The organism is Nocardioides sp. NBC_00163 (genome assembly GCF_045206295.1).
Classification (GTDB): Bacteria; Actinomycetota; Actinomycetes; order Propionibacteriales; family Nocardioidaceae; genus Nocardioides.
The window spans coordinates 5,959,278-5,985,401 of record NZ_CP108155.1 but is presented as its reverse complement, the minus strand read 5'-3'; the positions used below and the strand labels follow the sequence as shown (position 1 = coordinate 5,985,401).

Genomic DNA, 26,124 nt, shown 5'->3' with positions numbered 1-26,124 from the left:
GCGGTCAGAGCAGTCCGCGTTCGCGCCCGCGTTTCACGGCGTCTGCTCGGGTGGTGACGTCGAGCTTGATGTAGATGCGCTTGGTGTGGGTTCGCAACGTGTTGAGCGTGACGTACAGCTCCCGGGCGATCTCCGGGCCCGTGAGCTCGCTCTCGAGCATCCGAAGTACCTGGAGCTCGCGCCGGCTCAACGACGCCGTAGAGACTCCTGCGTGGCCCGGGGACGTGCCGGGTGTGGCCGGGAGAGCAAGAGCCTGCAGCGCCCCGATCTCCAGCACGCTGTGCCTCCGCCCAGACTCGGTTGCCGCTGCTTGCAACCGACCCAGCCAGTCCCGCAGGACCTCCGAACCGCCGTGTTCTACGCGTTCCCCATTCTCAGCGAGCACGAGACGCGCCAACGTCAGGTGCTCATATTCGCGCAGGTAGCTCGGTTCGTCACCCATCGCGACCTCGTGCGCATCCGCCCACGCAGCAGCCGCGTCCAGGTCCCCCGCGGCGATCTGGATCCGGGCCCTGATCGCGGCGATCGGGCGGATGTTCGGGTAGAACCCGGGCCGGTACAGCTCTTCGGCGCGGTCGAGCAGGCTCATCGCCGTGTCGTGGTCCCCGCGCGCGGCCCGGAGGTGGGCGGCGGCGATGAACCACCGGTGCCTGTTCTCGGTGATCGAAGCCGACTCGGCCAGCATCCGCGCCGTCTCGAGGTGTTCCTCGGCGCTGGTGAGGTCACCGATCTCCAGGTCGAGCTCGCTGAGCGCAACGTGCAGGTCAGCGGCGGCGCGCTGGTGCGGGTGCTCGCTCCCGCTGGCCGTGGCCAACGACTGCTCGCACAGCCGGCGGGCCTTGGAGGGCCTGCCCGCGGTGACCCACAGGTCGGCCAGCACGATCGTGCCATCGAGCTCATCGACGTGATTCCCTGCCGCGTGGAGTGCGCGGACAGCCTCGCCGTACCTAGCCAGTGCGGAGGCGATGTCGCCTGCGGCCCAGGCCGACAGGCCGAGAAAGCCCGCGCCGGCGCCCCGTACGAAATGGTCCTCCGGCCCAGCCAGCGCCAGCGCATGACGGGCATTGTCCGCCGTGCCCTCGATGTCGCCGCGGGCCTGAGCAAGAGCGGCGCGGTAGACCGCAACCATGGCAGGGGCCGTACGCAGGTCCTCGGTCTCCGCCCAGGTGCTCGCGAGCCGTTCATCGGCCTTGCCGGCCGCCAACGCTTCCTCGGCGGCATCCAGCAGGTCCTCGAACGCCTTGAGATCGCCGGCGGTCATGGCTGCCCAGCCCGCGAGGACGCACAGGACAGGGCTGCGTCGAACAACCGGTTCGGGCAGCGCTCTGATCCACGTCAGCAGTAGCCGATCCTGCCGGGTGCGCCGCAGCTGCGGTACTGCTTCCTCGATCAGGTAGGCGGCGCGGTCGAAGTCCTCGCCGGCAACCGCGTACCGGACAGCCTCCTCGGGGAGACCGTGTTCCGAGCACCAGTCACTGGCTCGCCTGTGCAGCATCGGCATATGCCCTGAGCCAGCGTCGCCCAGTCGCGCTCGCAGCAGATCAGCGAACAGGTGGTGGTAGCGGTACCACCGGCGTTGGTCGTCGAGGGGCACCAGGAACAGGTTGCTGCGCGCGAGCGACTCGAGCATGTGGTTGCCGCCGCGACTGCCCCTGACCGCGTCGCACAGGTCGCCGGTGAATCGGTCCAGGAAACAGGTACTGAGCAGGAAGTCCCGGACCTGTTCGGGCTGCCGGTCGAGGACCTCCTCGGCCAGGTAGTCGACGACATAGCGGTCGCTGCCTGAGAACCCGTCGATGAAGCCGGCGATGTCGTCGCGCCCGCGTAGCGACAGGGCCGCCAGCTGGAGGGCAGCGATCCAGCCTTCCGTGCGGGCACCCAGCGTCGCGATGTCCTCGCGGGACAGCTCGACACCTGAGCCGGCCAGATACGGGCTGGTCAGGTACGCGATCGTCTCCTCGGTGGAGAACCGTAGGTCTGCTGCGCGAATCTCGACGAGGTCGCCGCGCGCTCGCAGGCGCCCCAACGGAAAGCCTGGGTCGGCGCGGGTAGCGATCACGAGATGGGCATCAGGTGGGAGGTGCTCGAGGAAGAAGGCCACGCTGTCGTGAACCTCCCGATCGGTGACCGCGTGATAGTCCTCGAGCACCAACACGACCTGACCCGGTTGCCTGGCGAGCTCGTTGACCAGCGCGGTGAGTACGGCCTCGATCTGCGACCGTCCGGACTGCAGGAGAGCGAGCGGCTCAGCGCCCACCACCGACGAACCGGCGCTCAGAGCGGTGATCAGGTAGGTCCAGAACGAGGCCGGATCACTGTCGGAGGCATCCAGCGATACCCACGCCACACACCGTCTCTCCGGATCGAAGTCCGCATCGCCCGCCGCGGTCCAGTCTTGGAGCCACTGGGTCAGCAGTGTGGTCTTTCCGAACCCGGCCGGCGCCGACAGCAGCGTCAGCCTGGACTCGGTCACCTTGTTCAGCAGCCGGGTGAGTCGTGGACGCGTGACCAGGTCGTGCCGCAACGGCGGCACGAGCATCTTGGTGCCGATCAGCGGGCTCACCATGCACCGATCATGTCGGTGGCACAGATCCGGCCATGCAGAACCACCCGGTGTTAGCCATCTTTGGGTGGCACCTGCAACATCACCCTCAGTCCAGCAGTGCGGCGAGGTGGCCGGCGACGGTCGAGGGATCCAGGCCGAGGGCGCCCTGGCCGACCGTCATCTCGGTCACCATCCGACCCGGCTCCTCGGCCGCCGTCCAGGGTCTGCTGAACGCGAGCGACTGCTCCTCCATCTCGGCGAGGAGACGGGTGTTGACCTGGTCCGGGTCGCCCGCTGCGTACAGCAGGAAGGTGTTGGTGTGCGGCACGGGCGGCTGGACGGTGATGTACGCCGGAAGCGCGGCGGCCAACGCCCTCCCCCAGATCACGCACTGGCCGATGTGCGGGAGCCGGTCCCGCATGCCGACCAGCGCGGCGACCGCCTCGGCGGTGGACCGGTAGAGGGTGCCACCCATCCGGCGCCGCCACAGCCGGGCCTGCGCGACGAAGTCCTCATCGCCCAGCAGCGCCGCGCCGGCGAGGCCGCCGAGTCCCTTGTAGAAGCTGGTGTAGACGGTGTCCGCGAGCCCGGCGATGTCCGCCAGCGGCTTGCCGAACCACTGCTGCGACTCCCAGATCCGGGCGCCGTCGAGATGGAAGGCGATCCCGCGCTCACGGCACCCTTCGGCCAGCTCCGCGAGCTCGTCGAAGGTCGGCAGCAGGCAGCCCGCGTCGCGCAACGGGATCTCGACCAGACACGCAGCCAGCGGCCCCGGGATCGCGTCCAGGTGAGCCTTCGTCGGAGTCGTACGCCCCGTGGTGAGGTGTTCGATCAGCAGGTCCTGAAGGATCCTCGGGCCGTCGTCCTCGTGGACGAGCAGGTGCGAGAGGTCGGGCATCGCGACCCGCCGGTTGCCCGCGTTGTCCGCGTGGATCCGCAGCGCCACCTGCTGCGCCATCACCCCCGAAGGGAAGAACGCCGCCGGCTTCCCGAGCAGCTCGCCGACCTCCGCCTCCAGCCGCGCCACCGGCCCCCGCTCGGCATAGACGTCCCACTCCTCGATCCCCAGCTCCCGGCACGCCTCGGCCAGCCCGTCGAACACCTCCGCCGGGCTCGCGTACGCCGGGAACACGCTCTCGCGGCAGGCGATCATCGCCGCCCGCAGCCGCTGCTCCAAAGGCTGCTCAGTCGCCGTCCCCACCGCCGTCGACCGCCTCTCCGCCACCTTCGGGGCCGCGCGGGATCACGTCCTCGAGCTGGTAGGCGATCGTCTCCTCCAGCGGCACCGACGGCGGGAGCTTGCTGAAGTCTTCCGGGGGCTGGTTCGTCATCTCTCGAGTATCGCCCCAACTCGGCGCTACATGCTCGGAATCGAGGCAGCTGCGCCCATGGGTAGTTCGACCCATTACCCACCGCAGGCGAATGCGCCGTACGACCGACGCGGAGCGGCGAGGTGCGGACCTAGCGTCATCAGCATGGACACCACACACATCGAGACGATCATCATCGGCGCGGGCCAGGCGGGCCTGGCGACCGGCTACCACCTGCGACGCCGCGGTCGCCCGTTCGTGATCATCGACGCGAACGCGCGGGTCGGCGACAACTGGCGGCGCCAGTGGGACTCGCTCCGGCTCTACTCCCCTGCCAAGTACGACTCCCTGCCGGGCATGGGGTTCCCGGCGAAGAGGTGGTCGTTCCCCGGAAAGGACGACGTCGCCGACTACCTGGAGACGTACGTCCGCACCTTCGAGCTGCCGGTGCGGCTCGAGACCCGAGTCAGCGGGCTCGAGCGGGACGGTGACGGCTTCCGGGTGACGACGGACCGGGGCACCTGGACCTGCGACAACGTCGTGGTGGCGACCGGCTCCTTCGGCCGCACGCCGAACGTCCCGGCCATCTCGGAGCAGCTCGACCCGTCGATCCTGCAGCTCCACTCCAGCGAGTACCGCCGCCCTGGGCAGCTGCGCGAGGGCCCGGTGCTCGTCGTCGGCGCCAGCCACTCCGGCTGCGACATCGCCTTCGAGGTCGCCGAGTCCCGACCGACGATCCTGGCCGGCCGAGACTGCGGCGAGATCCCGCCGCGCCTGGACTCGCCGGTCATGCACGTGATCTTCCCCGTGCTGCTCTTCGCGTGGCGGCACATCATCACCCGACGTACGCCGATCGGCCGCAAGGAGATGCCCGAGGTCCGGCGTCACGGGGGGCCGATGCTGCGGGTGAAGCGCTCGGACCTGGCCGACCGAGGCGTCGAGCGGGTCACCTCGAGGGTCGAGGAGGTCCGCGACGGGCTGCCCGTGGTCGACGGTGCTCCGCGCGAGGTCGCCAACGTCGTGTGGGCCACCGGCTTCCGGCAGGCCTTCGACTGGATCCACCTGCCGGTCCTCGACGAGGACGGCTGGCCGCGAGAGATGCGCGGTGTGGTGGCGGAGGCCGAGGGGCTGTTCTTCTGCGGCCTCAGCTTCCAGTACGCCTTCAGCTCGATGCTCCTCGCGGGCGCCGGCCGCGACGCGGCCCTGGTCGCCGACCGGGTCACGGCCCGGATGCGGCAGGCCGCACGCCACTCGCTGGCCGCCTGATCCGAGTACGCTCTCCAGTGGAGGTGCCTGCCGTGGCCGACGTCCTGCTGGAGAGCGCCCGCGCCGACTTCGTCCGCGGTGACTGGGGCGCGGCGTACGCAGCCTGGTCGGGAGCCGACCCGGAGGTGCTCTCGGCCGAGGAGCTCGAGGACTTTGCCGTCGCCGCCGAGCTGACCGGACACCACGACGACACGGTCACCGCCCTGCACCGGGCCTTCCGCAGGAGCCAGGACGCCGCCGACCTCGGCCGCTCGGTTCGCTGCGCCTTCCGGATCACGATGACCGCCCACGTGCACGGGGAGAGTGCCCTGGCGCGCGGCTGGACCTCACGGGCGGAGAACCTGGTCGCCGACCTCGACGACGGTGTCGAGCTCGGCTGGGTCGACTTCCTGCGGATGTTCCGGGCGCTGAGCGCCGGCGACTTCGCCACGGCGGGCGGGTTCGCCGACAAGGTCGCCGAGCGCGGCCGGCGCTACGACGAACCCGACCTCACCGCGCTGGGGCTCTGCTCCCAGGGCCGGATGGCGCTCTACTCCGGCCGGGTCGCCGAGGGCCTCGCCCTGCTCGACGAGTCCATGATCCGGGTGATCGCGGGCGAGGCCTCCCCTGTGGTGGCCGGGCACGTCTACTGCACCGCGATCGAGGGCTGCCAGGAGATCAGCGACTTCGGCCGGGTGGCGGAGTGGACCGCGGCCCTCGAACGCTGGTGCGCCGCCCAACCCGGGCTGCTGACGTTCACCGGCCAGTGCGCGGTCCACCGTGGCCAGCTGCTTCGGCTCCACGGCGAGTGGCAGCAGGCCCTGGAGGAGTTCGAGCACGCGACCCGCCGCTACCAGGAGGTCAACGCACCGGATGCGGCCGGGCTCGCGGCGTACGAGGCCGGCGAGGTGCTCCGGCTGCGCGGCGATTACACCGAGGCGGACGCCGCCTACGAGCGCTCGGCCGACCGAGGGTTCGACCCGCAGCCCGGCCTCGCGCTGCTCTGGTCGGCTCGCGGCCAGGGCGCGGCGGCGCTCGCCGCCGTCGAGCGGCTGCTGGTGGAGACCGATGGTCCCGTGCAGCGATGCCGGCTCCTGCCGGCCGCCGTCGAGGTGCTGCTCGGTGCCGGCGAGGCCGACCGGGCCCGACAGGTCGCGGACGAGCTGGACGGGCTCGCCGGACACTTCGGCTGCGTCTGGCTCGAGGCCGCCGCCGCGCACGCGCACGGCGCGGTCGAGCTCGCCGCGGGAGACCCCGCCGGCGCCCTCCCTTACCTGCGCAAGGCCCAGCAGCTGTGGGCGCGGGCCGAGGCCACCTACGAGCGGAGCCAGGCGCGGCTGCTGACCGGGCGCGCACTGGCCGGCGTCGGCGACACCGAGTCCTCTCGGCGCGAGCTCGAGGCGGCGCGTACGGTCTTCCGCCAGATCGGTGCCCGGCCTGCCGCCGACGAGGCCGACAGTCTGCTCGCCCCCGCGTCCCTGCCAGGCGGCCTCACCGCCCGGGAGGCCGAGGTCCTCCGCCTGGTCGCTTCCGGTCGCAGCAACGCCCAGATCGCCGCCGACCTGGTCCTCAGCGAGAAGACTGTCGCCCGTCATCTTTCCAACATCTTCACCAAGCTCGACGTCCGTTCGCGCACCGCCGCCACGGCCTTCGCCTTCGAGCACGGCGTGGTCTGAGCACAGCGTTTTCCGGCAGCTGGTGCAGATGGATTTCACCCGGACCGGATGAGGACGCCACGACCTGACCCGTCGAGGATGGCGGTGCGAGGGAGAGGGAGGGCGGGCACCGCCATGCACCAGGCACTGACGCGTCGGTCGACCCGGCTCAACCTCGTCGCTGCCGTCGCCTTCGTACTCGGTGGCTCGTTGTTCGCCCTGGGGGCGGCATTCGCCCAGCTCGCGGTCGTCAGCTTGCCCGTCGTCAACGTCACGTACCTGGTCGGGGGCGGCTTCTTCACGCTCGGTGGCTACGTCTCGATCCTGCTCGCCGACAACTCCGACACCGATGAGCGCATGCGCTGGTGGAGCTTCAGGCTGCGCCTGCGAAGCTGGCTGAGTGCGTTCGTGCTGTTCGTGGGGACGCTGTTCTTCGCCGTCAGCCTGGTCGCCGCCTTCGCCGCAGGCCTGACGCCGCGCCAGTCCGACGGCTGGATCTGGCTCCCCGACATGACCGGCTGCGTCTGCTTCCTGGTCTCCGGTCACCTGGCGATGCTCGACGTGGGCGCGGGGCACGTTCGGGTGCTGACCCACCTGGTCGGCTGGTGGGTCGTCGCGGTCAACCAGCTCGGGTCGGTCCTCTTCTTCCTCGCCGGCATCGCCGCCTTCACCCGCCCGGCGACCTCGAGCGCGATCGATACCGGGCTCGTCAACTGGGGGACGTTCGCCGGAGCAGCGTGCTTCGCGGTCGGCGGGGTCATCCAGGCATTCGACACACCCACTCCTACAAGAACGGTGGTTCAGCAATGACACGACTCAGCGACACAGAGGCCGAGGGGCTCTACGGCAACCGGTTCCTGACCGAGGCGGCCCCGTCGACTGCCTTCCCCGAGACCGGAATGCGCCCCGTCGAAGCGATGCGCCTGATCGGCGAGGACCTGGTCATGGAAGGTGACCCGCAACGCAACCTCGCGACGTTCGTGACCACGTGGATGGAGCCGGAGGCGCAGCGGATCATCGCGGAGAACCTGCACCGCAACTTCATCGACCACGCGGAGTACCCCATCTCCGCCGAGATCGAGCAGCGCTGCGTACGGATGCTCGCCGACCTCTACCACGCCCCCGGCGAGACGACCGGCTGTCGTACTCAGGGCTCGTCCGAGGCGATCATGCTCGGCGCCCTGTCCTTGAAGTGGAAGTGGAAGCAGCGCCGGCAGGCCGCGAACGCCTCGGTGGACCGGCCCAACCTCGTGTTCGGCGGCGACGTCCACGTCGTATGGGAGAAGTTCTGCCGGTACTTCGACGTCGAGCCGCGGATCGTCCCGCTCGAGGAGAAGAGGTACACCATCGGCCCCGACGACGTGGCGCCCCACCTCGACGAGAACACCATCGGCGTGGTGGGCGTCCTGGGCACGACGTTCACCGGGCACATGGACGACATCGTCGGGATCAACCAGCTGCTGCTCGACGTCAAGAAGGACAAGGGCCTGGACATCCCGCTGCACGTCGACGCGGCCAGCGGTGGCTTCGTATGGCCGTTCCTCTACCCCGACTCCCCCTGGGACTTCCGCCTCGAGCAGGTCCGCTCGATCAACGTCTCCGGACACAAGTACGGGCTCGTCTACCCCGGGATCGGCTGGCTGGTGTTCCGCGAGAAGTCCGACCTCGCCGAGGAACTGGTGTTCTACGAGAACTACCTCGGCAAGACCGACGCGACGTTCACCCTGAACTTCTCGACGGGTGCGGCGATGGTGCTGGCGCAGTACTACAACTTCGTCCGGCTGGGCCGCGACGGCTACACGTACGTGATGAAGCAGATGCAGCAGAACGCCAAGGCGCTGGCGAAGAACCTCCGCGACAGCGGCCGGTTCGAGGTGATCGGCGACGACCTCGAGCAGCTCCCGCTCGTGGCGTTCCGGCTCACCGGCGACCGCACGACGTACGACGAGTCCGACATCGCCTGGCAGCTCTCGGCCGAGCGCGGTTGGATGGTGCCGGCGTACACGCTGCCGCCCAACGCGGAGAACGTGAAGATCATGCGCGCGCTGGTCAAGGAGACGATGAGTCGCGAGCAGGTCGAGCGGCTCACCCGCGACATCGCCGACGCCTGCGCGACCCTGGACGAGAAGGGTGGCGCCCATCCGTCCGAGCGGGCGCAGGTCAAGCGAGGGACCGGGTACTGAAACTCGGTCGGAGGCCACGGATCCGGCAAAAGATCAACGTTGTCTTTACCCAGACTGCCACTCATAGTTGACCCCCGGAAACGGAAGGCGGGGTACGTGGGCGAGCAGCGCAGGGTCGGTCAGGTCGAGGAGGAGCAGCGGTCGGTCGACGCGATGTACGCGCTTCTTCACAGCGAGGTGATGGCGAGACGGGCAGCACAGGAGCGGGCGGTTGCGGCGCCTGTCGATGGGGCGAGCGAGCGGTATGCCAGGGACCTCGAGGTCGAGCGGCTCACCGAGAGCATCCGACAGCTGCAGGCGGCCGAGCACTCGCTGTGCTTCGGGCGAATCGACCGCTCGAATCAGGGCGAGTCTTTGCACATCGGTCGGATCGGGCTGCGCACAGAGGGCGGCAACCCGCTGCTGATCGACTGGCGGGCCGAGGCTGCGCGCCCGTTCTACGCGGCGACGATGGCGTCGCCGATGGGCGTACGCAGGCGCCGGCACCTACGCCTCGACGGCCGCAGCGTTGTCGACATCAACGACGAGATCCTCGACGGCACCTCGCCGACGGCCGTGGACCTCGTCGGGGACGGCCCGCTCGTGTCGGCCTTGAGCACGGCGCGGACCGGGCGGATGCACGAGGCCGCGGCGACCCTTCAGGCCGAGCAGGACGAGATCGTACGGTCTCCCCATCGCGGTGTCATGGTGGTCGACGGCGGTCCCGGCACCGGCAAGACCATCGTCGCCCTGCACCGCGCGGCCTACGTGCTGTACGCGTTTGCGTCGATCGCCGACCAAGGTGTGCTCGTCTTCGGGCCGAACCGACGGTTCCTCACCTACATCTCCGAGGTGCTGCCCTCGCTCGGCGAGAACGACGTACGGCTGGCGACCATGCCCGATCTGGTGGGCGTGGAGGCGACGCGGACCGAGCCGGACCACATCGCGAGGGCCAAGGGCCGCGTGGCGCTCGCCGACGGCCTCGCTCGGTTGGTGCGGCAGCACCAGCCCCACGGCGTACCGCTGGAGCTGAAGACGACCCATGACACGGTGAGACTCGAGCCGGCCGTGGTCGACGCCGCCCGGCGCCAGGCGCTGCAGGAGGACATCGGGCACAACCGCGCTCGCGAGCTCTTCACCGAGTACGTCGTCGACGACCTGGTCAACGAGCTGGAGCGGCGTACCGCGAAGGAGATCTCCGACTTCGAGGAGGAGCTGGAAGCGCATCTGGGCATCGATCTCGACCGCTTCACGGGCAACGATCCCTCCTCGGATGATCTGGACATCGACTGGGACAGCATCCGCGACGATCTCCTCGGCGACCCGTCCATCGATCGAGCGATCACCCGGGTCTGGCCTCGACTCGTCGCCGACGATCTCGTCCGCGACCTCCTGAACAATCTCGGCGTCGGCCGCAGCGATGGGTGGAGCGACTCAGACCTCGCTCTCCTGGACGAGGCTCGCGCCCTCGTCGACGGCGCACCGGAGTCGATCTACGGCCACATCGTGGTGGACGAGGCCCAGCAGCTCTCCGAGATGCAGTGGCGCGCGCTGATGCGCCGCTGCCCGAACCGGTCGATGACGGTCGTCGGCGATCTTGCCCAGGCGGGCCCCTCGACCACCCTTCGGACCTGGGACGAGGCCCTGAAGCCGTTCGTCGGCGAGCGGTTCGCTCACCACAGACTGACGGTCAACTACCGTACGACGACCGAGATCCTGCTTGCCACCGAACCGCTGCTGGCCGAGATCGCCCCGGATCAGCAGCTCTCCAGATCCATCCGTCACGGAGAGCAGCCACGCATCCTCGAAGTGACCGAGGAGACCCTCCGCTCCACGCTGAGCACCCTGATCAACGAGATCGCCGACGAGCACCCGGGCGAGTTGATCGGAGTCATCGCCACCACCGAGCGCTCGCAGGCTCTGGAGGCCGAGGTGCACAGAGTCGGCGCCACCATCGTCGCCGCCCCCGAGGCTCGTGGGCTGGAGTTCGACACCGTGATCATCGTCGACCCTGCGGGCGTACGAGCCGCCGGTGACGCCGGTCCGCGCGACCTCTACGTCGCCCAGACGCGCGCGACCAAACGCCTCCTCAGCCTGCAGCTGCACTCTTGATCGCGAAGCAGCGGTTCACGCCGTGTCGGCGAGCCTCCCGAAACCGCTGCGGTGGAAGATCAGCGGGCTGCCGGCGTCGGGGTGAGCCACCGCGTGCAGTCGAAGCAGCACGATGATGTGGTCTCCCGCCTCTACCTCGCGGTAGATCGTGCAGTCGAAGAGGGCCAGCCCGTCATCCAGTGCGACGGCGCCATCCTCGGTCACGGTGTACGCGGCGCCGTCGAAGCGATGCTCGACCGGTCCCGCCAGCCGGCGGCAGGCGTCGCCCTGGTGCTCGGCCAGCACGGTGACGCCCAGATGCGAGGCCCGGCGTAGATCGGGCCACGTCTTCGATGTCGCGGCGACCGAGAACGAGACCAGTGGTGGATCGAGGCTCACGCTCGTGAAGGAGGAGGCAGCCAGGCCGGTCGGCCGACCGTCCACCTGCGCGGCCACGGCGACCACCCCGGTCGGGAAGATGCCGAACGCCTTGCGCAAGGCGGCGGGGTCGAGGTCCTGGTTGGTGGGCAGGGGCGAGACGGTCATCGGGAGTCTCCTACGCCTTGTAGACGATGGCAGGGAGGTCGCTGCCGAGCTTGAGCGACTCGAGGAAGGTGACGATCGTGGCCGCGACGGAGCGGTGGGAGAGGTCGTTGAGGATGTCGTGGCGCCCACCGGCGACGAGCCGGCGGTGGACGGCGGGGGCCTCCGCGTACGCCTTGATCACCTGCTCGGCCGGGGTGACCGGGTCGGCGTCGCCGTGCACGACCAGCACAGGCTTCTCGGGGACCGGGAGGCTCAGGTCGGACCACTCGCCAGGAAGGTTCGCGCTCAGCGCTCCCCTGCCGAAGCCGTCGTCCTCCCCGATCACCTTGCGGTGGACCGGGCAGGCGCTGCGGGCCTCGACCTCGTCCCCCCAGCCGTCGATGGTGGCCGACTCAGGCAGCGCGATCCCGGCGATGACGGCGGCGTCCGCGGTGACGTCGTTGATCACTGTCGCGGCCAGGGTGGCTCCCGCATCGCTGCCGACCAGCACCTTGGGCGCCGGCAGCGACGCGTCGGCCAGGTGTCGTTCGATCTCGGCGCGTGCCGCGCCCAGGTCGCTCAGGTCGGTCTCGACGAGCCGCACCTTGTAGGCGTCGGCGGAGAGTCGTCTGCCGAAGCGCTGGTAGGTCGCCGCGGTCTCCCCGCGTCCGGTCAGGACGATCAGGGTGCCACGCGGGGTGCCCCCGGGCGGCTCGTCCCAGGCGGTGGGGATGGTGGTCTGGGTGACGATGGTCATGTGTTGCTCCTGTCGGAGGAAGTGGATCCTGCGCCCGAAGAAGGCTCAGATCGCGACGCGAGTCCGGGCGGCGCGGTGGGCGAGCTCCTGGCGGACCAGCGGGAGCAGGTCGCGGCCGTAGTCGATGGCGTCCTGGAGCGGGTCGTAGCCACGGATGAGTACGGTGTTCACGCCGATCTCGACGTAGTCGAGGATCGCGGCGGCCACGGTCTCCGGTGACCCGACCAGGGCGGTGGAGTTGCCGCCTCCACCGACGGCCTTGGTGGTCGGGGTCCACAGGCAGCGGTCGTGGAGGTCACCGGTCTCCGCGACGGCGAGCAACCGCTGCGAGCCGGCGTTCTCCGGGGCGGCCCCCTGCGGGTGCAGCTTGTTGACCTTCTGCTTGAACTGGGCGCCGACCTCGCCGTTGACCGTGTCGAGGATGCTGTGGGCGCGCTCCCAGGCGGCCTCATCGGTCTTGCCGAGGATCGGCCGGAAGGAGACCGAGACCCTGGGGCGCTGCGTACGGCCGGCCTCGGCGGCCTTCTCGGTGATGGTGGCGATCTGATCGCCGGTCTGCTTCAACGGCTCACCCCAGAGCATGTACGTGTCCGCGTGCTTGGCTCCGACGACGTACGCCGCCGAGGAGCTGCCGCCGAAGAAGAGCTCCAGGTGGCGGTCCGCGTAGGGGAAGACCTGGGGCGTGAATCCCTCGAAGCGGTAGTAGGTGCCCTCGTAGTCACGCGGGCCCTTGGTGTCCCAGGCGGCCCGGAGGATCTGGAGGTACTCGTCGGTACGGGCGTACCTCTCGTCGTGGGGGACGAAGTCGCCCTCGCGTCGCTGCTCGACGTCGCTGCTGCCGGTGACGATGTTGAGCGCGACCCGGCCGTTGGAGAACTGGTCGAGCGTGGTGAAGGTCCGCGAGGCCAGGGTCGGGTGCACGACTCCGGGCCGGTGCGCGATGAGCAGGCCGAGCCGCTCGGTGCGGGCGGCGGCGTACGCGGCCACCTGGGTGCCCTCGGACCAGCCGGAGCCATAGCCGATCAGGACGCGGTCGAAGCCGCCGTCCTCGTGCGCCTGGGCGAAGCGGGCGGTGTAGTCGGGGTCGATGACGGTGCCGTCGGACGGACGGATCTCGGAGGCGTCGGCGGTGCCGATCATGCCGAGGATCTCGACGTTGTCGTAGGTCATGCTCGGTCCTTTCGTCTGCCGGCGGAGTGCCGGAAGGTCGCTGACGATGAGTTGTTGGTGGGACGGCTCAAGCCGGTTCCCTGGCGAGCCAGGTGGCGGCGATGTGGCAGGCGGCGCTCCGCTCGGCGGCACCGGGCAGCGGCAAGGTGGACGGCTGCTGCCGGCAGGCGTCGTGGGCGAACCGGCACCGGGTGGCGAACACGCAGGCCCCGGGTCCGTCGGGGAAGGGATCGGCGTCCGGCGCGGGCCGGATGTCGGCCGGACGGAGCCGGTCCTCGTGACCGACCGAGGGCGCGGAGGCGGTGAGGAGCCCGGTGTAGGGATGCGCCGGGCGGGTCAGGACCTCCTCGACGGGGCCGGTCTCGACGAGCCGGCTGCGGTAGAAGACGGCGATCCGGTCGGCGATCCCGGCCAGGGAGGACAGGTCGTGGGCGATGATCACGACGGCGAGGCCGAGCTCGCGGCGTAGCCGGTCCAGCAGGCTGAGGACGAGGTTGCGGTTGGAGACGTCCAGGGCGCTGACCGGTTCGTCGCAGAAGAGCAGCTTGGGGCGGGTGACGATGGCACGGGCGAGCGCGATCCGTTGCCGCTGACCGCCGGAGAGCTGGCGCGGGAGCCGGTCGCCGATGGCGGCCGGGTCGAGACCGACGAGCCCGATGGCCTCCTCGACCCGGGCGCGCTGCCGGCTCCGGGGCACGCCACCCACTGCCAGCGGCTCCGAGACGATCTGGTTGACGGTCAGGTCGGGGTCGAGAGAACGCAGCGGGTCCTGGAAGACGAGCTGGACCTGGCCGCTGCGGCGGAACCGGCGCTGCGCAGCCCCCGTCAGCCCGCCGATGTCGGCGCCGTCGAAGACGATCGACCCGGTTGCCGGCGCGACCAGGCCGACGGTGGCGCGGGCGAGGGTCGTCTTGCCCGATCCGGTCTCGCCGACGATGCCGAGGATCTCGCCGGGGCGGACCTCGAGGCTGACGTCTCGCAGCGCGGCACCGGTGCCGAGGTGCGTGCCCTGGTGCGGAGGCGCGTAGGTGACCGAGAGGTCGGTGATGCTCAGCAGCGGCGTACTCATGCGGAGGCCTCGATTCGATCCGGGATGGGAGAGGCGTCGGTGACCAGCTCGTCCAGACGTACGCAGCGAGCACTGCGCCCGGTCCCGATCTCGGTCAGCGGAACCTGCCCACCGAGGCACGCCTGGGCTGCGTACCGGCAGCGCGGGGCGAACCGGCAACCCGGCATCTGCGCCCCCGCCGCCGGTGGCTGGCCGGGGATGACCTCGAGGGTGCGACGGGACCAGTCCCCGATGGTGGCCACCGACAGCAGGGCCCGGGTATAAGGATGGCGAGGGTCGGTGAGCACCTGCTCGGTCGGACCCGACTCGACGATCTCCCCGCCGTACATGACCAGGATCCGGTCACAGGTCTCGGCGACGACCGCGAGGTCGTGGGTGACCAGCAGCAGGGAGAGCTCGTGGTCGCGGCGAAGCCGGGCGATGAGCTCGAGGATCTCGGCCTGGATGACGGCGTCGAGAGCGGTGGTGGCCTCGTCGGCGATGAGCAGCTCGGGATCGCAGGCTACGGCGATGGCGATCAGCACGCGCTGGAGCATCCCGCCCGAGAGCTGGTGGGGATAGTGGTGGAAGACGCCTGCGGGGTCGTGGAGGCCGACCTCGCCGAAGAGCTCGACGGCACGTTCGCGGGCCTCGGTCCTACCGAGTCCGCCGCGGACACGGAGCTGCTCGACGAGCTGGCGGCCGACGCTGATGCTGGGGTTGAGATAGGAGCCGGGATCCTGGAAGACGGCGCCGATGCGGGCGCCGCGGACACGGTCCCAGGTGGGGCGTGCGGCGCCGGTGAGGTCGACGGCGGTGGCTCCCTCGCCGAGGGTGATGGTGCCGGCGTCGACCTCACCGGTCTCGGGCAGCAGCCCGAGGACGGCGCGGCAGGTGAGGGTCTTGCCGCTGCCGGACTCGCCGACCAGGCCGACGGCCTCGCCGCGGCGGATCTGGAAGGAGACGCCGTTCACGGCGACGAGGTGGTCTCCGACGCTGACCTGCAGGTCCTCGACGGTGAGGGTGCGGGGGCTGGTGGCGTACGTGTCGAACTCAGGCTGCGACATCGACGGTCTCCTTCCGCGAACGTGCCCGGGACGGGCGGCGGCGCTGGGTGCCGGCGTCACGGATGCCGTCGGCCAGGATGTTGAGGGAGCCGACGGTCGCCATCATCAGGAGCGCCGGGAAGATCGGCGCCCAGCTCTGCTGGGCGAGGTAGCCGAGGTCGGCTGAGAGCATCCCACCCCAGGTCGGGGCCGGCGGCTGGACGCCGATCCCGAGGAACGAGAGCGAGGCCACGACCAGCAGGCTGGCGCCGGTGGCGTGCGCGGCGGCGACGGCGACGTTGGGAAGCACCTTGCTCCAGATGTGCTTGCGCAGCGTCCACCACTGGCTCGCGCCCATCAGCTCGGCGGCCTCGACGTACTGCGTCCGGCGAAGGCCGAGGGCCGCCGCCCGGGTGACCCGGAAGAACATCGGGCTGATCAGGACGCCGACAGCGACCATCGCCTGCTGCAGCCCGTTGCCGATGGTGCCGGCCACGGCGATGGCGAAGACGGTGAACGGCAGGATCATCAGGGTGTCGGCGATCCGCAGCGAGACCCACTCCCCGACCCTGCCCATCCATGCCGAGGCCAGCCCGGACGGGACGCCGAGGACAGCCGCGATCGCGACCGCCTCCAGGGCACCGACCACCGAGAGGCGGGTGCCGGCCATGAGCCGCGACAGGACGTCGCGTCCGACGTAGTCGGTGCCGAGCAGGTGCTTCCCGGACGGGGCCTGGAGCACCTCGTCACTGAATTGCCGCAGCGGGTCGTACGGCGCCAGGGCGCCGCCGAAGACGACCAGGAAGGCGATCACGGTCAGGACCGCGAAGGCAAAGCGGCTGGCGGGCTGGACCCACAGGGCCTTGAGCGTTCTCATCGCGTCCCGCCCCTCGTGCCGCGGGCGGCCGGGTCGAGTGCGGCCTGGGCGACGTTGACCACCAGGCTCGCGATGACGACGACGACCGCGGTGACCAGCAGGGTGCCGAGGACCACGGGTACGTCCCCCTTCTCCGAGGACTGCAGGGCGAGCTGGGCGATGCCGGGCAGGCCGAAGAGCTTCTCGGTCATGACCGCACCGCCGATCACGAGCGGGATCGCCAGGCCGATGACGGCGAGCGTGGGGGCCGCGGCGTTGCGCAGGACGTGGCCGAACAGGACCCGCCGGCGACCGAAGCCGCGCATCTGGGCGCCGATCGCGTAGTTCTCCCGCAGCGCCCCGATCAGCGAGGTGCGCAGCTGCCGAGCGATCGAGGCGGCCACGTCGAGGCTCAGCGCCAAAGAGGGCAGGATCGCGAAGCGGAGCCACTCGGCCGGGTTCTCCCCGATCGGTACGTATCCGCCGGCGGGAAGCAGCTTGGCCTTGACCGCGAAGACCACGATCAGCGCCATCCCGATCACGAACGGCGGCAGCGTGCCGAGCAGAGAGCAGACGACGGTGACCGCCCGGTCGAAGACTCCCCCGTTGCTCAGCGCCGCGCCGATCCCGGCCGCTCCGCCGATGAGGATCGCCAGCACGACGGCGAGCAGGGCGATGGAGAGGTCGACCGGCAGCGCCTGGGCGATGCTGTCGGCGACCGGGACGGTCGTGAACCAGGAGACCCCGAGGTCGCCCTGCAGCGCGGAGCCGAGCCAGTCGGCGTACTGGACCACCAGCGGCCGGTCGAGACCGAACTGGTGATCGAGCCGAGCGAGGTCGGCCTCGGTCGCGGTCTCGCCGAGCACCGCCGCGGCCGGGTTGGTCTTCGCCATCGCCCCGAGCGCGAAGGTGATGACCGAGGCCAGCAACAGCACGGCCGCGGTGATCGCGACGAGGTTGAGGATCCGGCGGACCCAGCCGCCGACGGCACCGACCGTCGGTCGTGCCGCCGCGTCCGTGGGCGAGTCGGCGTACGTGGCCGTGGAAGAGGTGGCTTGGGCCACGCTCACGAGGTCGTCACCCCCTCGAAGCGCTGCAGGCTCGGCGAAGCGGGCAGCGCGGAGGCGTTCTTGCGGGCGATGATCCGCGGCGCGTTGTAGAGGAAGGTGTTGGGGAAGCTGGTGATCGCGATCTTCGTCGCCTCCTGCAGGACCGAGGGGTAGGCGGGGTCGTCGGTCGGGGTGGCCCGGACCTTCTTGAGCTGGGCCTCCAGGGCGGAGTCGGTGGCGCGGTTGGGATTCATCAGACCCTCCTTGCCGAAGAGGACCTGGAAGGCCTGCACCGGCGACTCGCGGCCCGCGAAACCGTCGTAGGTGAGCGCCTGGGAGTGCTCGATGTAGACGAGCTGGGTGTGCTGGGTCTGCGGGATCGACTTGATCGTGAGCTCGATCCCGATCTCCTTGAGCTGGGCCTGGATCAGCTCGACGGCGGCCGCGGCCTGGCCGCTGCTGGTGAACTCGCCCGTGACCGGGCCGGTGTGGCCGGCGTCCGCGAGGACCTGCTTCGCCTTCTCCGGGTTGTACTCGTAGACCCCCTCGAGCTCGGGGTTGTAGCCGACGTACCCCTTCGGGAAGGGCTGGTAGTTGACCTCGCCGACGTCGAAGTTGGCGACCTTCTTGATCTTCTCCCGGTCGATGCCGAGCTTGAGGGCCTCGACGACCGCCGGGTCGTCGAAGGGCTTCTTCCCGGCGTGTACGTCGAGGCACGAGACGAACATCGAGTCGAGGATCTGAACCTCGAGGCCTGCCTGCCTGGCCTGTTCGACCTGGGCGCCGGAGATGCGGGCGACGTTGTACTGGCCGGACTGGACCGACGCGACCGCGGTGGCCGGATCGGGTTGGGGGTAGAGGTGGAACTCGTCGACCTTGATCTCGTCGGCGAGCTGGAAGTGGGCGTTCTTCACCAGCTCCGCGCGGTCGTTCTGGACGTACGTGGTCAGGCTGAACGGACCCGAGCCAGCCGGCTTCGTGGCCAGGGAGGCGGCGTCCTTCTCGAAGGCAGCCGGGTTGACGACCATGCCCGTCTTGCCCGCGAACAGGGCCGGGATCTGGTAGTCGACCTCGGCCAGTTCGAGCACGACGTCGAGGTCGCCGGAGGCGGTCACCTTCGTGATCCCGACCATCTGGGGCGCGATCAGGGAGCCGTCGGCGGTCCGGCCGCGCTCGATGGACTTGACCACCGCCGCGGCGTCCAGCGGGGTGTCGTCGCTGAACCTCAACCCCTTCTTGAGGGTGAAGGTCACCTGCGTGCCCTGGGGGTTGTACGTCCACTTCTCGGCCAGCCACGGCACCGGGTTGCCCTTCTCGTCGAGGCCGGTGATGGCCTCGTAGACGAGCGCCAGCATCTGGACGTCGGAGCCGGCCGAGGAGGTCACCGGGTCCCAGGTGGTGGGCAGCTGCCAGGCCCAGGTGATCCGTCCAGCGGACGTACTGGCCCCGGTCTCGGAGCCGCAGGCCTCCAGGGCGAACACGGCCGCGGCGCCGAGGGTGAGGCCGAGCAGGCTTCGCCGGCTCAGGGTCGGCGTGGATGACGTGGTCGAGAGCTTGCGCGTGGGCGCGGGTGCCTTGTTGGCCATGGAGTGATCGGTCTTCCTGTGTCGTCTCTGGCGGTGAGGTGGGTATGGGTCGGCGCCCGAGCGCTCTGGAGGTCAGCTCGTCGGGGTGCGGCGAGCGAGGGTGTGGCGGTTCTCCGGGACCCGGAGGCCGAGGTTTCCGCGCAGGGTGGTGGCCTCGTACTCGCGGCGGAAGACGCCACGCTCGGTCAGAATCGGGATGACCTCCTCCACGATCCGCTTGAAGTTGGTGGGGTGGTCGACGCCGATGTTGAAGCCGTCGCAGGCCCGTGCCTCCCACCACTCCTGCAGCTTGGTGGCGACGGTCTCGGGGCTGCCGACGAACTCCGACTTGCGAAAGACCCGGGTGGCCTCCACGGTCTGGCGCAGCGTCCAGCCGTTCTCGACCGCGCGCTGGGTGACCTTCTGGGCCTGGGTGAAGAAGGACCGCTCGCCGTGCTCGAGCGCCTCGGCCGGGAAGGGTGCGTCAAGGTCGTACTGCCGGAAGTCGTGCCAGCCGAAGGGGCGGCCGAACTCGGCAAGGGCCTCCGCGAAGCCGTGGTCGCGCTCGTGGTCGGCGGCCTCGATCTCACGAGCTTCCTCGTCAGTGTCGCCGACGACGACCTTCACCCCCGGCATGATCACGAGCTCGTCCGGGTCGCGGCCGAAGCGGCGGGCACGGGTCTTGATGTCGTCGTAGAACGCCTGGCCGCTGCCGATGTCGGGAGCATGGGTGAAGATCCCCTCCCCTACGGAGGCACCGAGATCGCGGCCCTGGTCGGAGTCACCGGCCTGGAAGATGACCGGATGTCCTTGCGGGCTGCGCTGCAGGTTAAGCGGGCCGGCGACCTTGAAGTAGGTGCCCTCGTGGTTCAGCGCGTGCTGCTTGTCGGGGTCGAGGAACCGGGCGGTCTCACGGTCGCGTACGAACGCGTCGTCCTCGTAGGAGTCCCACAACGCACGAGCGAGCTCGACGTACTCCTGGGCGCGGCCGTAGCGGGTGTCGTAGTCGTAGTGCTCATCGAGCCCGTAATTGGTCGCGGTACCGGCGTCACCGGTCGTGACCACGTTCCACCCGGCGCGACCGTGGCTGATCAGGTCGAGGGAGGCGAAGCGGCGTACCAGGTTGAACGGGCTGTTGAAGCTCGTGGTCGCGGTGCCGACCAGACCGAGATGCTTCGTGTGGGTGGCCACCGCGGAGAGCAGGGTGAGCGGTTCGAGACGGTTGAGGTAGTGCGGCGGGCTGTGCGGGGTGATGAACTGGCTGTCCACGATGAACATCAGGTCGAAGCTGCCATGCTCGGCGAGCTTGGCCGTCTGGATGAACCAGTCGATGTTCACGCTCGCGTCGCCCGGGATCTCCGGGTCGAGCCAGAGCCGGTGCTGGCCCGGACCGCCGGTGCCGTACGGAACGGCGCCCAGCTTGATCGTGCGTCGGGACATGCTGCCTCCGTGGTGGTCAGCCGCGGCCGGTTGTCAGCCCGCGGTGGCCCTCTATCCAGAGAGCCTTATGTCTATGAGTTTGATAGACAAATGCCACCGGGTCCAACGACGTTCCACGATGCTGAACCATCACGAACGCTCATCAATTGTGTATTACTCTGATCGACATGAGTCAGAATCTGGATATCGCCCCTCTGCGCAGCCTCGTCGCCGTCGCAGACTTCGGCGGCTTCCAGCGGGCCGCCACCGCGCTGCACCTGACACAGAGCGCGGTCAGCCAGCACGTACGCCGCCTGGAGTCCGCGATCGGGCGCACGCTGGTCGAGCGGCAAGGTCGTGGATCCCGGTTCACCGCCGACGGGGCTGTGCTCCTCGGGCAGGCGCGCCGGATCATCGCGCTGCATGATGAGACAGTGGCGAAGTTCCGTCCCTCCCCCACCGACACCCCGGTCAGAGTCACGATCGGGTCGACCGAGCACGCTGCCGCGCAGCTCTTGCCCAACATGTCCAGAGCGCTGGCACAGTCGGTGCCGAAGCGCGACTTCCGGTTCCGGATCGACCGCGGCAACAAGCTGCGCGAGGGCCTCACCACCGGTGGCATCGACCTGGCCCTGCTGATCCAGCGGGCCGACGACCCCCGGGCCCTGTATGTCGGAGACCTGACCCTCACCTGGTTCGCGTCGCACTCCTGGCGTCTCCCGGCGGCGACCGGCCCCGTGCCCATCGTCGCCTTCGACGAACCGTGCGCGCTTCGTAGCCGGGCGCTGGAGACGCTCGCCGATCACTCGATCCCGGCAACCATCGGCGCCGAGGCCATCCAGCTGGCCGGTGTCCAGGCAGCCGTCGGCGCCGGCCTCGGCGTCGCACTCATGGCCACCCTCGGCGAGACTCCCGAAGGCCTGGTCCGGGTGCCCGACCTGCCGACACCGGACCCGCTCCCGCTCTACGTATGCACCCGACCCGGCCTACCCAAGGAGACAGCCGCACAGGTGGCCGCCGTCCTGCGACCACTGCTCGCCCTGCCGGGCAACAACCCCGTCCTCACCTTGGCCAAAGGAGCCTGATGTCCGCCGTTCACGTACCCGCCGGGTCCTCCGAGGGGGATTTCATCCGCACTCCTAGCGGTGTCCTCGTTCCCGCCGAGATCGACGCCTTCCATCGGCATCTCCACCACGTGGCTCCGCCCGGTCTGGTCGACCAGACCGGGCAGACCTCCGGCATGCGACGACTCGAGGCGGTCAGCGGCAAGACCGTCGGCGCGAAGAACCTGTGGATGGGCCAGACCCATGTCCCCGCCTCGACCGCCTCTGCCAACCACCACCACGGCGCCTCCGAGACCGCGATCTACGTCGTCTCCGGCAACCCGGTCTTCGTCTTCCTCGACACCGAGGGAGACGAGCCCGTCGAGACCCGCGTGGAGACCGGCCCCGGCGACTACGTCTTTGTGCCACCGTGGGTCCCCCACCGCGAGGAGAACCCCGACCCCGACACCGAGGCCGTCGTCGTGATCGCCCGCACGACCCAGGAGGCGATCGTCGTCAATCTCGACGGGCTCGACTGGTCCGAGGTCCGTCTGCGCAACGACTGATCGACGAACGTACGCTCCTTGCCTCGCTCAGATGGAGGCCAGGAGGTGCTGGGCGGAGCCGATGGACATCAGTCGAGGGGATGTCAACGTCGTCGGTCTCGGCGGTCGTCTCGGCGGTCCTCGCGGCGATCACCCCGCCGGCGTACACCGTGGGTGACGACGGCGGCGGTACCTACGACAGCGGCCGTTCTGGCAACTGGTGCGGGGCCGATGACTCCCCGTCGTGCCCTGCGTCGCAATGGCATGTCAGTCCTCCTCCTCAAGATCTGCTTCGATAGCGGCCAAAATCGCCTGAACGGGGATACGGCCACTCGCGACGAGCTGTCCGCCGGCGTGACGCACCGCGGATCCGAACGGTGCGGCCCAGGTGTTCTCCCAGACCAACAGCGCGGCGGTGCTGCCCGGCTCGACGGCCGCCGAGACGGACTCCACGTCCTCCTGGCTCAGCAGGTTGGCCATCTCGGTCTCGTAGCCCCGGATGCCCCCGATCTCGCCCTCGTCGAGGTCGCTGATCTCGAACGCATCGAACGATCCGTCCTCGTCCTTACGGATCATCAGCAGGTCGAGGATCCGGATGATCCCTCGGTCGACGAGGTCCGTCAGTGTCGGCGCGATCTCGCCGTTGAACCGGCTGCCGGGGAACTCCACCACGATCCAGTCGACAGGGCCGAGCTCGTCAAGGGTTTCACTCTCGTGCACGGTCATCTGGTCGGTCATGCCACCACCTCCTGCTCTGCTGGTTGCGGGCACCCCTGTGGCGCCGCGTCCTTGCCATCATCGGCGGCGGAGCCCTGTCCACGCGTCATCCGAGGTGGATGACTCGGGTGGCGTTCCGACCCGGATCGCGGCGCCGAGTGCCAGAATCACGGATGCCGTCGGACAGGATGTTGAGGGAACCGACCGTCGCAATCATCACTGGCCACCCTGCGGGCGTCGTCAGGGCTGCGGGGAGTCCGATTGGGCGCGGTTGAGGAAGTCCGAGAGTGGTCCCGGCATCTCAGCGCTCCGGTCCCCCCAGTCATAGACAACACAGGTCTTGGCGATCAAGTCGTGGACAGAACGATGTTCGCGCTGCACCACGATCAGGAGCAGGCCGATCCCGAAGAAGATCACGCTGAGGGGAAACACCAGCGTCCTGACGAACATGGTGCGCACCCCTGGTGCAGTGCCGTCGGCGCGTACGACGCGCAGTCCGGTCAGTCCCTTCCCGATCGTCCGGCCGGTGATGGCGAGGCTGATGAAGACGTAGGAGAAGGCCCAGATCGCGAAGGCAGCGATCCCGAGCAGAGTCGAGCGGTCGCCGGTGAGCGACGTGGACGTGAACATATCGAGCAGGTAGCCGAACCCGGCGACGCCCAGCGTGTAGAGGCCGGCGATGAGAAGGCCGTCGATGGCAGCGGCAGCTGCCCTGCTGATCGCTCCCGCATAGTGTCCGGACACCGAGCGGCGCACCCGGCGGGTCATCGTGCTGCCGTTCCCTGGTCGGGCGCCCCTCGTCGGGCCGCAACCAGGTTGGGCGGCCCTTCCAGTCGCTCGTCCTCGCTCCGTCGCATCAGCCGGTCCACGATCCGGTCGACGACGACGTCGAGCCCCACCAACTGTCGCCGGGCGACGTCGAGGGCGGAACCAGCCATCGAGTAGGTGCTCTCCGCGACGATGTCGGGGATGCCGGAGCGGCGTACGAGCGCTTCGAGGTCGACGTTCCTCAGCAGGGCGTCCAGGTCTACGTCGGCGAGGAGCGTGTTGAGGTCGACCCGTGCGAGCAACGCATCGATATCGACCCGCGCCAGAACCGCGTCGAGGTCCACTCGGCTGAGCAGCGCGTTGAGGTCGACGTGTTCCAGGACGATATCGGGGTCGACGGTGTCGACGACCCTTTCCGTCACTGCGCCGGCGACCCGGCCGAGGAGCCTCTTGCTGTTCTGCCGACCGTCGGTCATGACGTCGCCGGCTCGGGCACGCGGATCGTCACAGCGTCTGCCTCAACCGGAACCGACGCAGGTCTGGGTCATCGCCTCGTCGTACGCGCAAGATTCCCATCGCAGGTTCCGCCTCCTCCAGTCGTGGATCGCTGGCAGCCTAGGGCCGTCCGATCTGTCTCTCATCACCCATCTCGTGTGATTCAGCGGTCTCGACGCGGCCTGATTCAGGGTGAGTTCGGTGCACGGGCAGGCGAAGGTGAGAACCCCTGCAGTTCCTCGCGGCCACCCTTGACGATGAGGCAGGAGGACTCCGGCACTTCCCGCCACGCCCCCCGCAAGTCCCCCAACGGTTCGGACACCACGAGGCGTGCGTCATCGGAGAGCTGATGCAGTACCGGGTTGTCGGGGTATTGGAGACGGAGTGTGGCGACGTCGGCGTTGTGGAACAGCGATCGGGACCTACCCTCGCTGGAGTACCGGAATGCCCACGTGGTTTCCCCGTCGGTGGTCGCCACCGACATCTGGATCGGGTATTCGACTCCGTGGCGTCGCCCCGTCTCCTCGATGAGGCCAACTGCCTGAGCCACCGCTTCCGGCGGGTTCTCTTGGAGTCCGAAGGTCAGGGCGAGGAAGAAGAACAGCTCCGAGTCCGTCGATCCCTCGATGTCGGGGAACAGCCCGGGCTCGACGGCCAGGGTCAGGTCGCGCTTCAGCAACGGGAAGTCGGCGATGGCCCCGTTGTGCATCCAAAGCCAGCGGCCGTGGCGGAAGGGATGGCAGTTGGTCTGCTGGACCGCCGTGCCGGTCGTCGCTCGGATGTGCGCGAAGACCCGACCGGCGGAAGCGTGGGCCGAGAGCTCTCGGAGGTTGCGGTCGTTCCAGGCGGGCTCGATGCTGTGGTAGGTCCCCGGGGTGTCCTGGGCTCCGTACCAGCCGACACCGAAGCCGTCGCCGTTGACCGTTTCCACTCCCAGCCGTGCGTGCTTGCTCTGCACCACGAGCGAGTTCTCCGGCTTGAACAGAAGGTCCTCCAGGAGCACCGGCGAACCTGAGTATGCGAGCCAACGACACATGGCAATCTCCCTTCTCCGCCCCCGACACATATCGGAGCGCGACTGCTCCACTACAACAGCGAAGGCGGGCCAGCGGATCACCCGTAGCGGATAACGGCGGACCCGAATCGGTAGCGTGGCGCGGTCGGAGAGTGGTGAACCTCGCGGACAGACACAAAAAACGCCCCTGACCCGCGATGCAGGTCAGGGGCGAATCTGTCGGGCTGACAGGATTTGAACCTGCGGCCCCTTGACCCCCAGTCAAGTGCGCTACCAAGCTGCGCCACAGCCCGAAACTGCGAGTGGATTTCTCCGCTCGAAGCGCTCCGAACACTACCGCACGGCTTCACGCGCTCACCAATCGGTATCCCCGTCCGGCGGGTCGTCGGCGGAGGCGAGGGCCTCGGCGGCTTCGTCGATGATGGCGCGCATGGCTTGCTCGGCGGCTGCCGGGTCGCCGTTGCGTACCGCGATCGCCACCTTCTCGTGCAGCTCGATGGCGGTCGGGTTCGGCTTGTCGGGCATCAGGTGGTGATGCGTACGTCCGGCGAGGAGCTCCGCGACGAGGTCGCCGAAGGCGGCGAGCATGTCGTTGCCGCAGGCGTTGAGCAGGACGCGATGGAAGGTCGTGTCGGCCTCGAGATAGGCCTCCAGGTCGCCGGCGGCAGCGTGGACCACCATGTCGGCCACGGATCTGGCCAGCTCGCCGTGGTGCTGAGGCTCGGCCCGCTCGGCGGCGAGCCGGGCCGCGATCGGCTCGAACCCGAGCCGCAGCTCGGAGAGCGAGAGCAGCTGCTCGCGCCGGCCCTCGCCGTCGAGCCGCCAGCGGATGACCAGCGGGTCGAAGACGTTCCACTTCTGCCGCGGGAGGACGGTGATGCCGACACGTCGCCGGGTGGCGACCATGCCCATCGCCTGGAGAACGCGCACCGACTCCCGTGCGACCGGGCGCGAGACGTCGTACGTCGCCTGGATCCCCTCCAGCGTGAGGACGGCCCCTGGCGGCAACTCGGCGGAGACGATCCTGCGTCCGAGCGCGTCTCGGACGCTCTGGTGCAGTCGATGTACGGCATCACCGCTGGAAGTCGTCACTGCGGC

At 69.4% G+C, this 26,124-nt stretch carries 24 protein-coding genes and 1 tRNA gene; 7 read left to right on the top strand and 18 right to left on the bottom strand.

What is annotated here, in order from left to right; translation table 11 throughout:
• Positions 1–4: 4 nt before the first annotated feature.
• From OG801_RS28565 to OG801_RS28555, 3 genes are all read right to left on the bottom strand, one after another.
• Positions 5–2,566, bottom strand: coding sequence for a LuxR C-terminal-related transcriptional regulator (locus OG801_RS28565; protein WP_406032559.1), 2,562 nt, complete (start codon positions 2,564–2,566; stop codon positions 5–7).
• Positions 2,567–2,651: 85 nt separating this feature from the next.
• On the bottom strand, positions 2,652–3,746 hold the full coding sequence (locus OG801_RS28560) for a threonine aldolase family protein (protein WP_406032558.1): 1,095 nt from the start codon (positions 3,744–3,746) through the stop codon (positions 2,652–2,654).
• A complete protein-coding gene (locus OG801_RS28555) occupies positions 3,730–3,876 on the bottom strand; it encodes a hypothetical protein (RefSeq protein WP_355225610.1) in 147 nt (48 codons plus the stop codon). The genes OG801_RS28560 and OG801_RS28555 overlap by 17 nt, the downstream gene beginning before the upstream one ends.
• A 144-nt stretch (positions 3,877–4,020) precedes the next feature.
• Here OG801_RS28555 and OG801_RS28550 point away from each other — a divergent pair, with 144 nt between their 5' ends.
• From OG801_RS28550 to OG801_RS28530, 5 genes are all read left to right on the top strand, one after another.
• Complete coding sequence (locus OG801_RS28550; RefSeq protein WP_406032556.1) at positions 4,021–5,121, top strand: flavin-containing monooxygenase; 1,101 nt, start codon at positions 4,021–4,023, stop codon at positions 5,119–5,121.
• 32 nt (positions 5,122–5,153) lie between these two features.
• Positions 5,154–6,776: a LuxR C-terminal-related transcriptional regulator gene (locus OG801_RS28545; protein WP_406032554.1), complete on the top strand. Its 1,623-nt coding sequence runs from the start codon at positions 5,154–5,156 to the stop codon at positions 6,774–6,776.
• A 114-nt stretch (positions 6,777–6,890) separates the two neighbouring features.
• A complete protein-coding gene (locus OG801_RS28540; protein ID WP_406032552.1) occupies positions 6,891–7,565 on the top strand; it encodes a hypothetical protein in 675 nt (224 codons plus the stop codon).
• On the top strand, positions 7,562–8,938 hold the full coding sequence (locus tag OG801_RS28535) for a glutamate decarboxylase (RefSeq protein ID WP_406032550.1): 1,377 nt from the start codon (positions 7,562–7,564) through the stop codon (positions 8,936–8,938). The genes OG801_RS28540 and OG801_RS28535 overlap by 4 nt, the downstream gene beginning before the upstream one ends.
• Before the next feature lie 96 nt (positions 8,939–9,034).
• Positions 9,035–11,029 carry a HelD family protein gene (locus OG801_RS28530; RefSeq protein WP_406032548.1) on the top strand — a complete coding sequence of 665 codons (1,995 nt, stop codon included), beginning with the start codon at positions 9,035–9,037 and terminating at the stop codon, positions 11,027–11,029.
• A gap of 15 nt (positions 11,030–11,044) precedes the next feature.
• Here the strand turns inward: OG801_RS28530 and OG801_RS28525 are convergent, their stop codons facing one another.
• From OG801_RS28525 to OG801_RS28485, 9 genes are all read right to left on the bottom strand, one after another.
• A complete protein-coding gene (locus tag OG801_RS28525; RefSeq protein ID WP_355017292.1) occupies positions 11,045–11,554 on the bottom strand; it encodes a flavin reductase family protein in 510 nt (169 codons plus the stop codon).
• A 10-nt stretch (positions 11,555–11,564) separates the two neighbouring features.
• The gene (locus tag OG801_RS28520; protein WP_406032546.1) at positions 11,565–12,290 is read right to left on the bottom strand and encodes an alpha/beta hydrolase; all 726 of its coding nucleotides are present in this window, start codon (positions 12,288–12,290) and stop codon (positions 11,565–11,567) included.
• A 45-nt stretch (positions 12,291–12,335) separates the two neighbouring features.
• The gene (locus OG801_RS28515; RefSeq protein ID WP_406032544.1) at positions 12,336–13,460 is read right to left on the bottom strand and encodes an LLM class flavin-dependent oxidoreductase; all 1,125 of its coding nucleotides are present in this window, start codon (positions 13,458–13,460) and stop codon (positions 12,336–12,338) included.
• Between the two features lie 67 nt (positions 13,461–13,527).
• Complete coding sequence (locus OG801_RS28510) at positions 13,528–14,529, bottom strand: ABC transporter ATP-binding protein (RefSeq protein WP_406032542.1); 1,002 nt, start codon at positions 14,527–14,529, stop codon at positions 13,528–13,530.
• On the bottom strand, positions 14,526–15,575 hold the full coding sequence (locus tag OG801_RS28505) for an ABC transporter ATP-binding protein (protein ID WP_406032540.1): 1,050 nt from the start codon (positions 15,573–15,575) through the stop codon (positions 14,526–14,528). The genes OG801_RS28510 and OG801_RS28505 overlap by 4 nt, the downstream gene beginning before the upstream one ends.
• Positions 15,562–16,431 (bottom strand): ABC transporter permease, encoded by an 870-nt coding sequence (locus tag OG801_RS28500; RefSeq protein WP_406032538.1) that lies wholly within the window; start codon positions 16,429–16,431, stop codon positions 15,562–15,564. Before OG801_RS28500 ends, OG801_RS28505 begins: the two co-directional genes overlap by 14 nt.
• Positions 16,428–17,480 carry an ABC transporter permease gene (locus OG801_RS28495; RefSeq protein WP_406032536.1) on the bottom strand — a complete coding sequence of 351 codons (1,053 nt, stop codon included), beginning with the start codon at positions 17,478–17,480 and terminating at the stop codon, positions 16,428–16,430. Before OG801_RS28495 ends, OG801_RS28500 begins: the two co-directional genes overlap by 4 nt.
• Positions 17,477–19,045 carry an ABC transporter substrate-binding protein gene (locus tag OG801_RS28490; protein ID WP_406032534.1) on the bottom strand — a complete coding sequence of 523 codons (1,569 nt, stop codon included), beginning with the start codon at positions 19,043–19,045 and terminating at the stop codon, positions 17,477–17,479. The genes OG801_RS28495 and OG801_RS28490 overlap by 4 nt, the downstream gene beginning before the upstream one ends.
• Positions 19,046–19,117: 72 nt before the next feature.
• Positions 19,118–20,464 (bottom strand): LLM class flavin-dependent oxidoreductase, encoded by a 1,347-nt coding sequence (locus tag OG801_RS28485; RefSeq protein WP_406032532.1) that lies wholly within the window; start codon positions 20,462–20,464, stop codon positions 19,118–19,120.
• 167 nt (positions 20,465–20,631) lie between these two features.
• Between OG801_RS28485 and OG801_RS28480 the strand changes: the two genes are divergently transcribed.
• Entirely contained in the window at positions 20,632–21,528 is an 897-nt protein-coding gene (locus OG801_RS28480) for a LysR substrate-binding domain-containing protein (RefSeq protein ID WP_406032530.1), read from the top strand.
• Positions 21,528–22,052: a cupin domain-containing protein gene (locus tag OG801_RS28475; RefSeq protein ID WP_406032529.1), complete on the top strand. Its 525-nt coding sequence runs from the start codon at positions 21,528–21,530 to the stop codon at positions 22,050–22,052. Before OG801_RS28480 ends, OG801_RS28475 begins: the two co-directional genes overlap by 1 nt.
• 246 nt (positions 22,053–22,298) lie before the next feature.
• Here the strand turns inward: OG801_RS28475 and OG801_RS28470 are convergent, their stop codons facing one another.
• The 6 genes from OG801_RS28470 to OG801_RS28445 form a co-directional block, all read right to left on the bottom strand.
• On the bottom strand, positions 22,299–22,769 hold the full coding sequence (locus OG801_RS28470) for a DUF6325 family protein (protein WP_355017281.1): 471 nt from the start codon (positions 22,767–22,769) through the stop codon (positions 22,299–22,301).
• A gap of 219 nt (positions 22,770–22,988) precedes the next feature.
• Entirely contained in the window at positions 22,989–23,516 is a 528-nt protein-coding gene (locus tag OG801_RS28465) for an RDD family protein (protein WP_406032526.1), read from the bottom strand.
• On the bottom strand, positions 23,513–23,992 hold the full coding sequence (locus OG801_RS28460) for a hypothetical protein (protein WP_406032524.1): 480 nt from the start codon (positions 23,990–23,992) through the stop codon (positions 23,513–23,515). Before OG801_RS28460 ends, OG801_RS28465 begins: the two co-directional genes overlap by 4 nt.
• Before the next feature lie 206 nt (positions 23,993–24,198).
• Positions 24,199–25,128, bottom strand: coding sequence for a class II glutamine amidotransferase (locus tag OG801_RS28455; protein ID WP_406032522.1), 930 nt, complete (start codon positions 25,126–25,128; stop codon positions 24,199–24,201).
• A 117-nt stretch (positions 25,129–25,245) separates the two neighbouring features.
• Positions 25,246–25,319: transfer RNA gene (locus OG801_RS28450), tRNA-Pro, on the bottom strand.
• A gap of 61 nt (positions 25,320–25,380) precedes the next feature.
• On the bottom strand, positions 25,381–26,118 hold the full coding sequence (locus OG801_RS28445) for an FCD domain-containing protein (RefSeq protein ID WP_355017262.1): 738 nt from the start codon (positions 26,116–26,118) through the stop codon (positions 25,381–25,383).
• Positions 26,119–26,124 lie beyond the last annotated feature (6 nt).

Bases quoted from the DNA above. Each gene is read 5' to 3' on its own strand.
- OG801_RS28565 (WP_406032559.1), bottom strand. From the start codon at position 2,566: ATGGTGAGCCCGCTGATCGGCACCAAGATGCTCGTGCCGCCGTTGCGG.
- OG801_RS28555 (WP_355225610.1), bottom strand. From the start codon at position 3,876: ATGACGAACCAGCCCCCGGAAGACTTCAGCAAGCTCCCGCCGTCGGTG.
- OG801_RS28550 (WP_406032556.1), top strand. From the start codon at position 4,021: ATGGACACCACACACATCGAGACGATCATCATCGGCGCGGGCCAGGCG.
- OG801_RS28540 (WP_406032552.1), top strand. From the start codon at position 6,891: ATGCACCAGGCACTGACGCGTCGGTCGACCCGGCTCAACCTCGTCGCT.
- OG801_RS28535 (WP_406032550.1), top strand. From the start codon at position 7,562: ATGACACGACTCAGCGACACAGAGGCCGAGGGGCTCTACGGCAACCGG.
- OG801_RS28525 (WP_355017292.1), bottom strand. From the start codon at position 11,554: ATGACCGTCTCGCCCCTGCCCACCAACCAGGACCTCGACCCCGCCGCC.
- OG801_RS28520 (WP_406032546.1), bottom strand. From the start codon at position 12,290: ATGACCATCGTCACCCAGACCACCATCCCCACCGCCTGGGACGAGCCG.
- OG801_RS28515 (WP_406032544.1), bottom strand. From the start codon at position 13,460: ATGACCTACGACAACGTCGAGATCCTCGGCATGATCGGCACCGCCGAC.
- OG801_RS28510 (WP_406032542.1), bottom strand. From the start codon at position 14,529: ATGAGTACGCCGCTGCTGAGCATCACCGACCTCTCGGTCACCTACGCG.
- OG801_RS28505 (WP_406032540.1), bottom strand. From the start codon at position 15,575: ATGTCGCAGCCTGAGTTCGACACGTACGCCACCAGCCCCCGCACCCTC.
- OG801_RS28500 (WP_406032538.1), bottom strand. From the start codon at position 16,431: ATGAGAACGCTCAAGGCCCTGTGGGTCCAGCCCGCCAGCCGCTTTGCC.
- OG801_RS28490 (WP_406032534.1), bottom strand. From the start codon at position 19,045: ATGGCCAACAAGGCACCCGCGCCCACGCGCAAGCTCTCGACCACGTCA.
- OG801_RS28485 (WP_406032532.1), bottom strand. From the start codon at position 20,464: ATGTCCCGACGCACGATCAAGCTGGGCGCCGTTCCGTACGGCACCGGC.
- OG801_RS28480 (WP_406032530.1), top strand. From the start codon at position 20,632: ATGAGTCAGAATCTGGATATCGCCCCTCTGCGCAGCCTCGTCGCCGTC.
- OG801_RS28475 (WP_406032529.1), top strand. From the start codon at position 21,528: ATGTCCGCCGTTCACGTACCCGCCGGGTCCTCCGAGGGGGATTTCATC.
- OG801_RS28470 (WP_355017281.1), bottom strand. From the start codon at position 22,769: ATGACCGACCAGATGACCGTGCACGAGAGTGAAACCCTTGACGAGCTC.
- OG801_RS28465 (WP_406032526.1), bottom strand. From the start codon at position 23,516: ATGACCCGCCGGGTGCGCCGCTCGGTGTCCGGACACTATGCGGGAGCG.
- OG801_RS28460 (WP_406032524.1), bottom strand. From the start codon at position 23,992: ATGACCGACGGTCGGCAGAACAGCAAGAGGCTCCTCGGCCGGGTCGCC.